Below are 14,573 nucleotides of genomic sequence, written 5' to 3'. Positions count from 1 at the left end.
CGGAGACGTTGCAGTAGTGCCTGTCGGGCAGGTGCTGCTTTAAGCCTGCAAGGGCACAAGAGCCCCAACAGCCCGGCTGCGCCGGGCTGTCGTAGGTTAGCGTTGAGCGAAGCGAAGCCCAACGGTAAGGCCTGCTGCAGGGATCAAGCGAACCGCGGCGGGGCGGTGAGGGGCCAGGGTTGGAGTGTGAATGTTGGGCTTCGCTAGGCCCAGCCCAACCTACCGCAGCACCTAAGGCGGCGTTACGCGAGCAAGAAAAAGCCCGGCATGTGCCGGGCTTTTTTGCGTTCTGGAAGGGGCTCAAGCGGGTTCGGGCAGGGCCAGATCGCGTTTGGCGATGTACTTCCAGTCGGCTTCGTCGATGTAGATGCCGCCAGGGCCGCTACCGCCTTCGAGGTCGATGGCGACCTGGGCGCTGACCTGGGGCTTGACGCTGGCCAGGATGGGCACGAAGCCCAGTTGCTGACTGGTTTCGATCAGCGCCTGCTGGTTGCGTTCGTCGATGTCGGCGGCTTCGTCCAGGTAGTAGGGCAGACGGATCCTGGCGGCCTGCTCCCGGTCCATCAGGTGCAGCAACAGGTACATGTTGGTGAGCGCCTTGATGGTCATGGTGGTGCCATTGGAGGCGGCGCCGTCGATGTCTGTGTGCAGGATCGGCTGGCCGCCCTGCTTGGTGATCTCGAAGGCCAGCTCGAAGAGGTCCTTGAGGCCGAGCTGGTTGCCGTTGGCGGCCACCAGGCGTGCCAGGTATTCCTTGGCATCCTCGTTCTTCTGGTCCTGGCTGCTGTCCTGGGTGAGATCGAACACCGAGAGGGTCTCGCCTTCCTCGTACTGGCCGGCGCTATGGATGATCTGGTCGATGTGCTTGAGCGCTTCCTTATTGGGCGCCAGGACGATGCGGAAGCTCTCCAGGTTGGAGACCTGCTTGCGATTGATCTCGCGGTTGAACAGCTGCAGCTGGTGTTCGAGGTTGTCGTAGTCGCTGCGGATGTTTCTCAGGGTCCGGGCGATGTCGGTGACGGCGGCGCGGCGGGCCTTGGCCAGGGTCAGGGCTTCGTCCTGGCGATGGGCATAGGCATTCACCAGCAGCTGCAGGCGTCGCTCGGGGTCTTCTTCGTTGTCGAACTTGGCGACGCCCTTGAGTCGGACCTGGGCATAGAGCGCCTCGATCTGGGTGTCGGCGCGCTGCAGGGCCTGCCAGGTGTCCTGGTAGTCGTTGAGCAGCGGCAGCAGGTTCTCCAGGGAATCGTCCACCCCTTCCATGAAGGGCGTGCCCTGGGGCAGGTCGGTGGGCAGCAGCTGCCGGCGGCGCAGGGCGTCGGCCAGGGTGCGGTCCTTGGCTTCCAGGTCGGCCAGTTGCCGGCCGATCAGCTGCAGCCTGGCGGAGAGTTGCTGGACGCGCTCAGTGAAGGCATCGCCGGCGCGTCTCAGTTCGTCCTGGGCGGCTTCCAGCTGGGCCAGTTGTTCGAGCTTTTCCTGTTCCTCGGCACCGAGGGTCTGGCAGCGACGGAAGTCTTCCAGGGCCTTCTGGGCATCCAGCACCTGCTGGTAGAGCACCTCGGCCTGGGCCTTGCTGGCCTGGCGGTCGACGCTGACGCCCTGCTGCGCCTTGAGTTGCTTGAGCTCGCGCTCCAGACGGTCCTTCTGGTCACGCAGCGCGGCGCGATCGGCCAGGGCCTGCAGGGTGGGCGGCTCGATCCCCGAGAGATCGAGGGACAGGCCCGGCAATTCGAGGCGATCACCCTGGAAACGCGCCAGGATGCCTTCGAAGGTCTTTACCCAGCTGCCGTCCTCCGCCAGTTCGACACCCCTGGCGCCGAGCGGCAGGCTGAACAGCTGGCCGTTGAACAGTCGCATCAGGCGGTCGACGTCGGCCTGGCTGAATTCCTCGCGCAGGCGGGCATAGCTGTTGTTGTCGGCGTGGTCGAGTTGCTGGCGAATCCCCTTGAGGCGCTGTTCCAGTTCGCGGACGCGCTGGTCGAGGTCTGCGCTACTGAACTGACTGGCCTGGGACAGGGCGCCGGCGAGTTCGTCGTGGGCATCCTTGGCGGCCAGCAGCTGGGCTTCGAGGGGGGCGGTGGACTCCACCAGGGCGAAGCGGTGCTTGAGCTGGGCCAGCTCGGCGAGCCAGCGCTGCAGGCTGCTGATCTCGCGCTCGCGGCGCATCAGTTCGCTGGTGCCGTCGCGCTGGCTCTGCTGCAGGCCGTCCTGTTCCTGGCGGTAGTGTTCGGTCTGGGCCAGGAGTTCGTCGCGGCGGTCGAGGGCATAGTGCTGCCAGGTGCCGAGCAGGCTGTCGAGCAAGGGCGACAGGCGATGCAGCTTGCCCCTCAGGCGGTCGCGCTGTTCGACGCCATTGGCCAGGGCTTCCACCAACGGGCCGGCGGCGACCAGCGACTGGTAATCCTGCTCCATGCGGCGGACGTCGCGGAAGGCTTCCTCGCAGGCGGCGATGTAGTCGACGCTGCCGGATCTCAGGCTGTGCTCGAAGGCATCGAGAAACAGCTGCTTGAGCTTGGCCGCGGTGATCTCGCGCATGTGCAGCAGGTTGATGAACAGGGCGCGGAAGGTCTTGAGACTCTGTTCGCTGGTGGATCGGAGCGGAATCAGCGTCATGTCCAGCGGGATGCTGGTATGGCCGCCGACCAGCAGCCGGCGCAATTCATCGGGCTTGACCTCATGGGCCTTGAGGCCGGCGCGCTCCAGGCCGGCGAACAGCTCGCGCTGGCGCAGGCAGGTGCCGTCGCGCTGGTAGTGGGCGAGGTCCAGTTCGCCGGCATAGGCGAAGAACTGGTGGCCGAAGCCACCGCCCGGACCGCGACCGGCCACGCCGATGACGTGGGGGCCGTGGGCCAGACGCAGCTCGATGAGGATGTAGCTGGTGTCGGTGGCGAAGTAGAACTTGCGCGACTGCTCGTTGCTGTACTTGCCGAAGCTCATGTCGGAGAGCCGCGCCAGGATGGGGAATTGCAGCGCGTTGATCGAGGCGCTCTTGCCCAGGTTGTTGGCCCCATAGACCGACAGCGGCTGTTCCAGGGGGAACAGGCCGAGGCTGTAGCCGGCGGTGTTGAGCAGGGCGAAGCGGCTGATGCCGTAGCGGATCATAGGTCGAACTCCCGTTCTGCGGCGATGGCACGGGCCAGGGCGGCCTCTTCGTCATCCTCGTCGGCGCCTTCCTGCACGGTGCCGTCTTCGTCGCTGGCCAGGGTCGGCGCCGGCAGCGGAAGGTCGCTGGCATGCAGGCCGGCGGCCAGGTCGCGATCCTGTTGCACGGTCAGGCAGACATCGAGGAAACGGTGCATGGGCGGCAGGAAGCGATAGGTCCCGTTGCTGTCCAGGGCGAAGCCGAGCTGGGTCAGGCGGCGCAGGATCTTTTCCTCCAGCTCCTCCTGGGTGGTGACCTCGGCCTGCAGGAAGAGGTCGCGATACTTGTCCAGCAGCGCCGGCAGTTCGTGGCGACCCAGGGTACCGCCATCGAGCACGGCCAGCGGATCGCGACCCTGGTCGGCCAGATGCTCGACCAGGATGAAGGTGAACAGCGCCAGGCGCTGGGCGGTCTTGTTGACCTGGGCGCCCATCTGCTCGGGGACGAAGTAGTAGAAGCCGCGCGGATCGCAGACCAGTTCGAAGCCGAGGGCGCGGAACAGCGCGCGGTACTGGTCCTGCTGCTGGCTGAGCTGGGCATAGCTCTCGGGCTCGCTACGGGACAGGTGATAGCCCTTGAACAGCTCGCGGAAGATGGGCGCGAGCTGGGTCATTTCGTCGAGATCAAGTTGCATGGGTGTCGCTCGCGAGAGATCGGGCGGTCAGGGCGTAGGAGCACAGGCTGACGCGGTGTTCGAGGGTGTCGTAGTGGCGGCGGTCGAGGCGCTGGCGCTGGAAGCGCGCATCGCGGGACAGGCGCGAGAACCAGTAGAGCAGTTCGTCGGTGTCGCCGGCCGGCTCCTGCTCCAGCAGCCAGGCCATGAGATCGGGCAACGGCAGGGCGTCCTGGCAGAGATCGAGCATCTCGCGCGCGGTACGGGGCGCGGCCGAGCGCTCGCTGTCGGGCGGACGACGGGTCTGGCTGGGGAAGCGCGCCGGCTTGGGTTCGAAGCGGGCCAGGGCGTAGACATAGCTTTCCACCTGGGCGGTGGTGCCGAGAAAGACGCTCTGCGGTCGGCTGAACAGCGGCAGGGCCGCCTGGGGCACGGCGTCGAGGCCCTTGCGGCGGATGGTGGCCAGGGCCAGGGCGGCGCCCCGGGTCACGGCATTGTGCCGGCGCGCTTCCTCGCGCAGCGGCAGCAGCAATTCGCGGGCACGGCGCAGGGCCAGCTGGGCGGCGTTGTGCATTTCCAGGATACGCGCCTGGGTGCGCAGCAACAGGTCGTCGTCGACCAGGTGGCCGAGGCGCTGCTGCTCGCCCAGCAGGTGCAGGAGCACCTGTTCGACACGGTGGACACCGCGCTCGAAGGCGCCATCGGCGGCCACCAGCTGGATCATCGGCTCGACGTATTCATCCCAGGTGGCCAGCACCTCGGCATAGCGCTGGCGCAGGGGGATCTGGCGATCGCTGGTCTTGGCGCGCTCGGCTACGCCCTCCAGGGCATGGCCATCGTTGGCCAGCTTCTTGAGGACATCGCGCACGCGCATGTCGAGCAGACGCAGCTGGCGGACGAGGTCGGGGCCGTCGCGGTTGTCGAAGGCTTCGCGGATGTGGCCGGCGAGGCGTTCCAGGTGGCGCAGGTAGGCTTCGATCTCCAGGCACAGGCCCAGGCGGTGTTCGCGCCTGAGATAGCCGAGGAAGTCGTGGATCTGGCCATTGAGCTCGAAGCGATTGGGACTCTTGGCCACCGGCACCAGGATATCCAGGCGGATCCAGGTGTCGAGCAGGGCGGTGAGGTCGGCCGGCGTACGTTCGGGCAGCTGTTCGGCCAGGCGGGTACGCAACTCGGCCAGGCCCAGGGTGCCGCTGTCGAAGTGGGCGCACAGGGGGTCGATGAGGTGCCAGTGTTCGGCGAGGGTACGCAGGACGCGTTTGGGGTCGATCATGGCGGGGACCGCACCAGACAAAAGCGCCATTGTACTCCAGACGCCAGAGCCTTCGATGTGACCGCGGTGGGACCGATGGGCAGGGCGGCCTTTCGGTCCGGGGCGATCCGCGCGACAATGCCGCCCCGCATAATCCCGCCGCGTAACAGAGCAGGCTCCTAGGATCCGCCCATGTCCGACCCCGCCCCTTCCACCAGTCCCTCGCTTGCCGCCGAGGTGCGTCGTCGCGCCTATCTGCAGGCGTTGCAGCTGGATGTCTGGGTGCCGCGCACGGTGTTGCCCTTCGCCGCGCCTTCGCGACCGGAAGCCCTGTGGGTCGAGGAGCCGGAAGAGGCGCCCGTCGTGGCTCGGGTGGTTCGCCCGGAGCCGGTGGCCAAGGCCGCGCCGGCCGCTGCAGTAGCCGAGGCACCGCCGGCGAATCGGCCGCGCATCGAGATCCCGCGGCCCGCGGCGTCGAAGCCGGCTGCGCCCCCCGTGGCCGAGCCGGAACCGGAACGTGCGCCGCCGCCACCGCGGGAGCCGGCGCCCCGTTTCGCCCTGCAGCTGTTGCAGGCCGGGCGCTGCCTGCTGCTGCTAGAGTTGCCTACCGGCGATACCCTGGGGGCGCGGGATCCGGCCTATCTGCTGCTGAGGGATCTGCTGCGCGCTGCCGGCCTGCCGGACACGCCGCGGATCGTCAGTGAAGAGCCCATTCGCTGGCCACTGCTCAACAGCGGTCAACTCGACCAGGGGCCGGCGGCGGCCGGCGAATTCGTGCAGAGCTTCGTGTCGGGACACCAGGAGCGCCTGGGCGAGGGCCTGGCGCTCTGGCTGATCGGGGTGGCCGCACGACGCTGCAGCGGGGTCGAGGATGCGCAGCTCACGGGTGTGGAGCGGGACACCGCCCTGGGACCGGCCTGGCTGGTGCCGGGACTGGATATCCTGATGGAAGAGCCGGCCGCCAAGGCCGCGCTCTGGCAAGCCATGCGCCCGTTGCGGCGCCGCTGGATGGAACAGCAATGAACGATGCGGTGAGCTTTCGGCGGATGACCGAAGCCGATCTGAACACGGTATTGAAGATCGAATATCAGGCCTTCAGCCACCCCTGGACCCGCGGCATCTTTACCGATGCGCTCAGGTCCTATGACTGCTGGGTGATGACGGCTGGCGAGCAGCAGGTGGGGCACGGGGTGATCAACGTCATTCTCGACGAGGCCCATCTGCTCAATATCACCATAAAGCCGGAAAGCCAGGGCCGGGGACTCGGCCTGCGGCTGCTGGAACACCTGCTGCAGGAAGCGCGCAAGGCCAAGGCCAACGAGTGCTTTCTGGAGGTGCGCGCCAGCAATCAGTCGGCCTATCGGCTGTACGAGCGCTATGGCTTCAACGAGATCGGCCGCCGGCGGGACTATTATCCCGCGGTTGGCGGCCGGGAAGATGCGCTGGTGATGGCCTGTACGCTGCTCGACTAGGCCGTCAGCGGCTTCAGTGATCGGCGCGTTTTTCGTCCAGATCCAGGCTGGTGTCTCCAGCGAGGTCTTCGTCGTTGGCGTCCAGATCGGCGTAGCGGGCATCCCGCTGGGTTTCGGCTTCGTTGGGTGCATCGGCCTCGCCGTCCCAGGCTTCGCCATCCAGCGGATGGCTGCGACCGAGTTCGGCTTCGTCCTGACCGGAGCCGCCGCCGATGTCGCTGTCCTCGACCACGCTCAGTTCCTTGTCGTTCGGCCAGGCATCGCCGTAGTCGGTCGGCGAGCGCGCGCCGGTTTCGTCCAGCAGGGTCTCGGGGCTGGCATCGTCCATCGTCGGCTGATGATCCAGGGTTTCGCCCCCGGTCATGCCGGCCTGGCGCACGCGCTCTTCGGGAAACTGGCCTTCATAGTCGCGCTCGTCCATTTCGTCGCCGATGCGACCACCGCGCTCATCCTTGCGATCGCTGAAGTCGAGTTCGCGCATGTCGCCCATGCGGTCCTGGATGTCGTCGATCTCTTCGGGGGTCTTGGTGATGTCGGGCTTGTTCATGGTGGTCTCCAAAGGCAGGGCTGCTAGAGCATCTCCCTGAATCCGACTACGCGCCGGCAAGGGGAATTCCTCGGCACCGCCGGAAGATGTGAACGAACCATACGATGACCCGGCAGTCGTACCTTCCATGATCGACCTCGACAGCCTCACCTCATCGGGCCAGCCGCTGGCCTTCTTCTTCGATCTGGATGGCACCCTGGCAGAATTGCAGCCACGTCCGGAACAGGTTTTCATTCCCGCCGAAACCCTCGCTGCCCTCGACCTGCTGGCGCGCCACCATGGTGTCGCCGTGGTATCCGGGCGGCCGCTGTCAGAGATCGACGGCTTCACGGCGCCGCTGCGGCTGGCCGCGGCTGGGGTGCACGGTGCCGAGTGGCGCGATCCCCAGGGCGAGATCCATCGGGTGAGCCTGGATGCGGAAATGCTGGCGCACGTCGGTCGGCGTCTGGAAGCCGCGCTGGCGGACCATCCGGACCTGCTGCTGGAGCGCAAGAGCGTGGCCTTCGCCCTGCACTATCGCCAGGCGCCGGACAAGGAAGCCCTGGTACGCGAACTGGCCGAAGGCATCGCGGCCGACCATCCCGAATTCAAGTTGCAGCCGGGCAAGTGCGTCTTCGAACTCAAGCCCGCTGCGGCGAGCAAGGGCGAGGCCATCGCCCGTTTTCTCGAACTGGAACCCTTTGCCGGCTGCCTGCCGGTGTTTCTCGGTGACGATCGCACCGATGAAGAGGGGTTCACTGTCGTCAATGCGCGAGGCGGTCTGACCGTCAAGGTAGGAGAGGGGGAGACGGTCGCCAAGACCCGCCTGCCTTCGGTGGAAGCGGTAGCCCTCTGGCTGCAGCAGCTGAGCCGTGACCTCGCGCCACATTATAAGCAAGGAGATTAGGATGAGCCGTTTAGTGGTGGTATCGAATCGGGTGGCCCCGATCGAGGAAGGCAAGGCGACCGCGGGTGGTCTGGCGGTGGGCGTGCTGGATGCCCTGCGCAAGTCGGGTGGCATCTGGTTCGGCTGGAACGGCGAGACGGTCAAGGAGAACGGGCCGGCCAAGACCCAGACCAAGGACAACATCGACTATGTGACCTTCGGCCTGACCAAGCGCGACTACGACCACTACTACCGCGGCTTCTCCAACGCCACCCTCTGGCCGATCTTCCACTACCGGATCGACCTGGCGCGCTACAACCGCGAGGAGTACGACGGCTATCGGCGCGTCAACATGGCCATGGCCGAACGCCTGAAGCCCCTGCTCAAGCCCGATGACATCATCTGGGTGCACGACTACCACCTGATTCCCTTCGCCGAAGCCTGCCGCATGCTGGGCATTCGCAACCGCATCGGCTTCTTCCTGCACATTCCCTTCCCGGCGCCGGAAATCCTCACCGCCATCCCGCCGCACAACGAATTGCTCAAGACCCTGTGCTTCTATGACCTGATCGGCTTCCAGACCGATACCGACCAGCTGGCCTTCCAGGACTACATCACCCGCGAGGTGCGCGGGGTGCTGGAGAAGGACGGCAGCCTGACCGCCTACGGTCACAACTTCCGCGTCGGCGTCTATCCCATCGGCGTGATGCCGGATGTCATCCAGAAGCAGGCCGAGTCCTATCGCACGCGGCGCCAGTTCATCTCGCGCAGCATCGAGGGCGTGCCCTACAAGACCATCGTCAGCGTCGACCGCCTCGACTATTCCAAGGGGCTGGTGGAGCGCTTCCAGGCGTTCGAGAAACTGCTGGAGCATTTCCCCGAGCATCACCGGGCGGTGCAGTTCGTGCAGATCGCGCCTTCGTCGCGGGCGGACGTGGTCTCCTACCAGAACATCCGGCGTCAGCTGGAGAGCCATGCCGGCCATATCAACGGCCATTTCTCCGAGCTGGACTGGACGCCGATCCGCTACCTGAACAAGAGCTATGACCGGCGCACGGTGATGGGGCTGTTCCGCTCCTCCGACGTCGGCCTGGTGACGCCGCTGCGCGATGGCATGAACCTGGTGGCCAAGGAATACGTGGCGGCCCAGGACCCGGAAAATCCGGGCGTGCTGGTGCTGTCGCGCTTCGCCGGGGCGGCGCGCGAACTCAATTCGGCGTTGATCGTGAATCCCTATGACCATGTCGGCATGGCCGAGGCGCTGGACCGGGCGCTACGCATGCCGCTGGAAGAGCGCAAGTCGCGCTACGAAGACATGATGCGGGTGATCCGCCAGGCCGACCTGGCCTCCTGGCGCGACAACTTCCTGCGCGACCTGCGGGCCTTCAGCTCCAAGGCGCTGGTGCAGTCCATCGATACCCAGGACGCGGCTGCTGAAGAAATGGAGAGCCAGCAGAAGGTCGCCCTGTAAGCTTGTTGCGCGGTGATGGAGCCCGGCTTAGGCCGGGCTTTTTCATGGGGCGAGGCTGGGGTCTGGCGTGAAGGGCGCCTCACCCTGGCCCTTTTCCAGAGGGAGAGGGGACGAAAAGCGATGCCACGGCTGGGCTTTTTCGTGGGCAATAAAAAAGGGTCAGCTTACGCTGACCCTTGGAAATAGGTGGTGGCTACGCAGGGACTTGAACCCCGGACCCCAGCATTATGAATGCTATGCTCTAACCAGCTGAGCTACGTAGCCATCCGAGGCGCGCATTATTGGCAAGGCGCCGGTGGCTGTCAAGTCTTCTGTTCAAGAAATTTCTGTTTGTCGATCAAGCGTTTGCGCGGCCCGGCCGGGGCCGGTTCGGCTAGTCGTCCTCGTCCAGCGGCAGCTGGATCTCGTCCATCTTCAGCTCCAGGCGATAGCCCAGGGCCAGGAACAACGCCTGGCACAGGCAGAGGGTGGCGCTCAGCGAACGGAAGGCGAAGGCACTGCCTTCGTTGACCAGCAGCAGGGCATCGGCGCGCTTGGCCAGGGGCGAGAGATTGCTGTCGGTGATGATCAGCGTCTTGGCCCTGTGGTGCTGGGCGATGCGCACGCACTGCTGACTTTCCTTGCCGTAGGGGCTGAAGCTGATGGCGATCAGCAGGTCGCCCTGGGCGATGCTGCGCATCTGCTCGCGATAGCCGCCGCCCAGCCCGGTGATGAGGTGGATGCGCTTGTTGGTGTGCTGCAGGTTGTAGACCAGGTAGTCGGCCACGGCGAAGGAGCGCCGCACCCCCACCACATAGATGTTCTCGGCGCTCACCAGCAGGTCGACGGCCTTATCGAAGGCGGCGTCGTCCAGTTCCTCGGCGAGTCGATCCAGGCCCGAACGGGTGGCGTTGATGCACTCGCGGGCCAGATCGCCGCTGCTGGCGCGCTGGCTCTTGTTGGCGATCATGCTGCGGATGCGCTGCTGGTAGTTCTGTACCGGCGTGGTCTTGTGGGTGTAGGCCTCGCGAAACAGCGCCTGCATCTCGCTGAAGCCCTTGAAGCCGAAGCGCTGGGAGAAGCGAACGATGGCCGAGGGATGCACCTCGCACTGCCCGGCGATGTCGCTGATGCGATCGACCATGACCCTGTCGCTCTGCTGGCTGACATAGGCGGCCACCCGTTTCAGCTGGCGCGGCAGCGCCTCGTAGTCACGGGCGATGCAGGCCAGCAACTGCTCGACGTTGCCGGGCGGATCGGCCAGCGGCGCGCTGCTGAGGGGGTCATCGGCCGGGGAGTCGGAGGACATGGGCAATCTCGCGGTAGGGATTCTCGTGCCGGCAACTTAACCCATTCGCCGGGCGGCGTCGAAGTGGGGCGGCAGGACCAGTGTACGCCAGTTATGGAAATTAAATTCCATAAAATCTCATGTGGAAAATTTGTTGATTTGTCCGCGGCGTCGTTCTAGCCTGAGCTCACTCACACGTTCGGCCCCTCGGGTCCGCGCGGTTGGCCGATAACAATAAGCAGGAGCCACCCATGGGTGATCATTTCTTCGCCAGCGGGCGCCCGTTGGACGTCATTTGCCTGGGGCGACTGGGCGTCGACCTCTATGCGCAGCAGATCGGGGCGCCGCTGGAAGACGTCAGCAGCTTCGCCAAGTACCTCGGGGGATCCTCCGCCAACATCGCCTTCGGCACCGCGCGCCTGGGGCTGAAGTCGGCGATGCTGACCCGGGTGGGCGACGACCACATGGGCCGCTTCCTGACCCGGACGCTGGCGCAGGAAGGCTGCGACACCCGCGGCATCCAGGTGGATCGCGAGCGCCTCACCGCCCTGGTGCTGCTGGGCATCAAGGACCGCGAGACCTTTCCCCTGGTGTTCTATCGCGAGAATTGCGCCGACATGGCGCTGGGCGTGGACGACATCGACGAGGCCTTCATCGCCAGCAGCAAGGCACTGTTGATCACCGGTACCCACTTCTCCACCGAGGGGGTGTTCCAGGCCAGCAGCCGGGCGCTGGACTACGCCGAGCGCAACGGCGTGAAGCGGGTGCTGGACATCGACTATCGCCCGGTGCTCTGGGGCCTGACCGGCAAGGCCGATGGCGAGACCCGCTTCATCGCCAGTGCCGAGGTCAGCGCCCATGTGCAACGCATCCTGCCGCGCTTCGACCTGGTGGTGGGCACCGAGGAGGAATTCCAGATCGCCGGGGGCAGCGAAGACCTGCTCACCGCACTGCGCCGGGTGCGCGAGGTGACCGCGGCGACCCTGGTGGTCAAGCTCGGCGCCCAGGGTTGTACCGTCATCCACGGCGCCATCCCGGCGCGGCTGGAGGACGGCGAGATCCATCGCGGTATCCGCGTCGAGGTGCTCAATGTGCTGGGTGCCGGCGATGCCTTCATGTCCGGCTTCCTGCGCGGCTGGCTCACCGGTGGCGACGATGCCGAGTGCTGTCGGCTGGCCAATGCCTGCGGTGGGCTGGTGGTGTCACGCCATGGCTGCGCCCCGGCCATGCCGACCCTGGCCGAGCTGGACTACCTCAACAAGAGCCCGGTGCCCATCACGCGGCCCGACCTGGACCTGGTGCTGACCCGGCTGCACCGGGTCAGCACGCGGCGCCGCCAGTGGCAGCAACTGTTCATCTTCGCCTTCGACCACCGCTACCAGCTGGTGGAAAGCGCCCAGCAGGTGGGGGCCGATCCGGCGCGCATTCCGGCGCTCAAGCAGCTGTTCGTCCAGGCCATCGCCGAAGTCGAGCAGGATCTGGCGCGTCAGGGCGTGGCGGCGGATGTCGGGCTGCTGGCCGACGAGCGCTTCGGCCAGGATGCCCTGAATGCCGCCACCGGCCGCGGCTGGTGGATCGCCCGACCGGTGGAGCTGCAGAATTCGCGGCCGCTGGCCTTCGAGCACGGCCGCTCGGTAGGCAGCACCCTGCTGAGTTGGCCGGGCGAGCAGATCATCAAGTGCCTGGTGCAATTCCATCCCGACGACGAGCCGCTGCTGCGGCTGGAGCAGGAGGCCCAGCTCAAGGGGCTGTACCAGGCGGCCCAGGCCAGTGGTCATGAACTGCTGCTGGAGGTCATCCCGCCGAAGAACCATGCCTCCAGCCGGCCGGACGTGCTCTATCGCGCCATCAAGCGCCTGTACAACCTGGGTATCTATCCCGAGTGGTGGAAGATCGAGGCGCAGCCGGCCGCCGTCTGGCAGCAACTCGACACCCTGATCGGCGAACGCGATCCCCATTGCCAGGGCGTGGTGGTACTGGGCCTCAATGCCCCGGCCGAGGAACTGGCCGAGGGCTTCCGTCAGGCCAGTGCCAGCCAGCGCTGCCAGGGCTTCGCCGTGGGCCGGACCATCTTCGCCCAGCCGAGCCGGGCCTGGCTGGCCGGCGAGATCGACGACCGCACGCTGATCGCGCAGATCCGCAGCAACTTCGAATTCCTGATCCAGGCCTGGCGCGACGCCCGCGCCTGATCGCCTCCTGACGAGCAAGGCTGACATGACCGCACAAGAACAACGACTCAAGATCGGCATCAATCCCATTTCCTGGGCCAACGACGACCTGCCGGCCCTGGGCGGCGACACCCCGCTGGAAACCATCCTGCGCGAGGGCAAGGAAATCGGCTTCCAGGGCTTCGAGCTGGGTGGCAAGTTTCCCAGCGAGCCCAAGGCGCTGGGCGAGGTGCTCGGCCAGCATGGCCTGGAGCTGGTGTCCGGCTGGTATTCCAGCGGCTTGGCGCACCGTGACGTGGACGCCGAGATCGAGGCGATCCGTCCGCACTGCCGGCTGCTGGCCGAGAACGGCGCCCAGGTGCTGGTCTATGGCGAGGTGGCCGGTTCCATCCAGGGGCAGCGCCGGCCGCTGATCGAGCGGCCACGCTTCCACAGCGACGCCGCCTGGCAGGCCTATGCCGAAAAGCTCGACCGCCTGGCCGCCTTCACCCTGAGCCAGGGCCTGCGGCTGGCCTATCACCACCACATGGGCGCCTATGTGGAAGCGCCCGAGGACATCGCCCGGCTGATGGCGCTGACCTCGCCGGACGTCGGCCTGCTGTTCGATGCCGGTCATTGCTACATGGGCGGTGGCGATCCCCTCAGCGTGCTGCAGCAACATATCGACCGGGTTTGCCACGTGCACTTCAAGGACGTGCGCAAGGACGTGGTGCAACTGGCGCGCAACAACCAGTGGAGCTTCCCGGACTGCATCCTCAACGGCACCTTCACCGTGCCGGGGGATGGCGACATCGATTTCTCGGCGCTGCTCAAGGTGCTGGTGGCCGCCGGCTACCAGGGCTGGCTGGTGGTGGAAGCCGAGCAGGACCCGGCCGTGGCGCCGGCCTACGAATACGCCAAGAAGGGCTACGACCATCTGCGCCAGCTGGTGGCGCAGGCCACTGCCTGAGGAGGAAATCGATGAATCTGCTCGTCAAAGCCGACCGTAGCGCCCGCGACATCGTCAGCGTCCCAGCCGGTGCCCTGGACTACGTCGGCTTCGCCGCCCATCGCCTGCAACCGGGGGAGTCCCTGCCGGTGCTGGCCGGTGACCTCGAAGTCTGCATCGTGCTGCTCAGCGGCGGCGCCAGTATCGAAGGCGGGCATCCGCAGCTGGGCGATTTCGCCTGGCGCGGGCTGGCCGGTCGCCAGAGCGTCTTCGAGGACGTCTCGCCCTATGCCGCCTACCTGCCGCCCGGCAGCGAAGCACGGGTGACCGCCGACGGCATCGCCGAGATCGCCGTCTGCACCTCGCCTGGCAATCCGCGGGTGGAGGACCGGTTGCCGCCGCGGCTGATCGAGCCGGCGAGCATGCCGCGATCCACCCGCGGCAAGGGCGCCAATACCCGTTACGTCTGCGACATCCTGCCGGACACGGCGGCGGCCCATTCGCTGCTGGTGGTGGAGGTGCGCACCCCGTCCGGGCATTCCTCCAGCTATCCGCCCCATCGCCATGACCGCGACAACCTGCCGGCGGAGAGCCTGCTGGAGGAGTCCTACTACCACCGCATCGATCCGGGCCAGGGCTTCGTCTTCCAGCGCGTCTACACCGACGAGCGCGACCTGGACCAGGCCATGGCGGTGGAAGACCACGACGTGGTGCTGGTGCCGCGCGGCTACCACCCGGTCAGCGTGCCCTATGGCTACGAGTCCTATTACCTAAACGTGATGGCCGGCCCCCGGCGCGTCTGGAAATTCCACAACGATCCGCAGCACGAGTGGCTGCTGACTCGCTAA

12 protein-coding genes and 1 tRNA gene are annotated in these 14,573 nt (G+C 66.3%); 7 read left to right on the top strand and 6 right to left on the bottom strand.

What is annotated here, in order from left to right; genetic code table 11:
• Positions 1-300: 300 nt before the first annotated feature.
• The 3 genes from mksF to mksB are packed head-to-tail and all read right to left on the bottom strand — an operon-like array spanning position 301 to position 5,028.
• The gene (mksF, locus tag PVZ77_RS05515) at positions 301-3,102 is read right to left on the bottom strand and encodes an Mks condensin complex protein MksF (RefSeq protein ID WP_273810333.1); all 2,802 of its coding nucleotides are present in this window, start codon (positions 3,100-3,102) and stop codon (positions 301-303) included.
• Positions 3,099-3,776 carry an Mks condensin complex protein MksE gene (mksE, locus tag PVZ77_RS05510; protein WP_273810330.1) on the bottom strand — a complete coding sequence of 226 codons (678 nt, stop codon included), beginning with the start codon at positions 3,774-3,776 and terminating at the stop codon, positions 3,099-3,101. The genes mksF and mksE overlap by 4 nt, the downstream gene beginning before the upstream one ends.
• Positions 3,766-5,028 carry an Mks condensin complex protein MksB gene (gene mksB / locus PVZ77_RS05505; protein WP_273810328.1) on the bottom strand — a complete coding sequence of 421 codons (1,263 nt, stop codon included), beginning with the start codon at positions 5,026-5,028 and terminating at the stop codon, positions 3,766-3,768. Before mksB ends, mksE begins: the two co-directional genes overlap by 11 nt.
• A gap of 171 nt (positions 5,029-5,199) precedes the next feature.
• Here mksB and PVZ77_RS05500 point away from each other — a divergent pair, with 171 nt between their 5' ends.
• Positions 5,200-6,030, top strand: coding sequence for an energy transducer TonB (locus PVZ77_RS05500; RefSeq protein WP_273810326.1), 831 nt, complete (start codon positions 5,200-5,202; stop codon positions 6,028-6,030).
• The gene (gene rimI / locus PVZ77_RS05495; RefSeq protein WP_133861595.1) at positions 6,027-6,479 is read left to right on the top strand and encodes a ribosomal protein S18-alanine N-acetyltransferase; all 453 of its coding nucleotides are present in this window, start codon (positions 6,027-6,029) and stop codon (positions 6,477-6,479) included. Before PVZ77_RS05500 ends, rimI begins: the two co-directional genes overlap by 4 nt.
• Before the next feature lie 13 nt (positions 6,480-6,492).
• Here the strand turns inward: rimI and PVZ77_RS05490 are convergent, their stop codons facing one another.
• A complete protein-coding gene (locus PVZ77_RS05490) occupies positions 6,493-7,026 on the bottom strand; it encodes a hypothetical protein (RefSeq protein ID WP_273810324.1) in 534 nt (177 codons plus the stop codon).
• A 127-nt stretch (positions 7,027-7,153) separates the two neighbouring features.
• Between PVZ77_RS05490 and otsB the strand changes: the two genes are divergently transcribed.
• A complete protein-coding gene (otsB, locus tag PVZ77_RS05485; RefSeq protein ID WP_273810322.1) occupies positions 7,154-7,912 on the top strand; it encodes a trehalose-phosphatase in 759 nt (252 codons plus the stop codon).
• Position 7,913: 1 nt separating this feature from the next.
• Positions 7,914-9,362: an alpha,alpha-trehalose-phosphate synthase (UDP-forming) gene (gene otsA / locus PVZ77_RS05480; protein ID WP_273810320.1), complete on the top strand. Its 1,449-nt coding sequence runs from the start codon at positions 7,914-7,916 to the stop codon at positions 9,360-9,362.
• A 187-nt stretch (positions 9,363-9,549) separates the two neighbouring features.
• Here the strand turns inward: otsA and PVZ77_RS05475 are convergent.
• Positions 9,550-9,626 (bottom strand) — tRNA-Met (locus PVZ77_RS05475).
• A gap of 109 nt (positions 9,627-9,735) precedes the next feature.
• A complete protein-coding gene (locus PVZ77_RS05470; RefSeq protein WP_273810319.1) occupies positions 9,736-10,650 on the bottom strand; it encodes a MurR/RpiR family transcriptional regulator in 915 nt (304 codons plus the stop codon).
• A 230-nt stretch (positions 10,651-10,880) separates the two neighbouring features.
• Here PVZ77_RS05470 and PVZ77_RS05465 point away from each other — a divergent pair, with 230 nt between their 5' ends.
• Genes PVZ77_RS05465 through iolB form a run of 3 tightly spaced genes read left to right on the top strand, consistent with a single transcriptional unit; the run spans position 10,881 to position 14,573 of the window.
• On the top strand, positions 10,881-12,818 hold the full coding sequence (locus PVZ77_RS05465; protein WP_273810317.1) for a bifunctional 5-dehydro-2-deoxygluconokinase/5-dehydro-2-deoxyphosphogluconate aldolase: 1,938 nt from the start codon (positions 10,881-10,883) through the stop codon (positions 12,816-12,818).
• A 25-nt stretch (positions 12,819-12,843) separates the two neighbouring features.
• Positions 12,844-13,746 carry a myo-inosose-2 dehydratase gene (gene iolE / locus PVZ77_RS05460; protein ID WP_273810316.1) on the top strand — a complete coding sequence of 301 codons (903 nt, stop codon included), beginning with the start codon at positions 12,844-12,846 and terminating at the stop codon, positions 13,744-13,746.
• A gap of 11 nt (positions 13,747-13,757) precedes the next feature.
• On the top strand, positions 13,758-14,573 hold the full coding sequence (iolB, locus tag PVZ77_RS05455) for a 5-deoxy-glucuronate isomerase (protein WP_273810315.1): 816 nt from the start codon (positions 13,758-13,760) through the stop codon (positions 14,571-14,573).

The sequence above is a fragment of the Pseudomonas sp. SHLD1 genome (assembly GCF_028640935.1).
GTDB lineage: Bacteria > Pseudomonadota > Gammaproteobacteria > Pseudomonadales > Pseudomonadaceae > Chryseomonas > Chryseomonas aestiva.
Note: the sequence above shows the minus strand (reverse complement) of the source record. Positions and strands in the feature narration are given on the sequence as shown.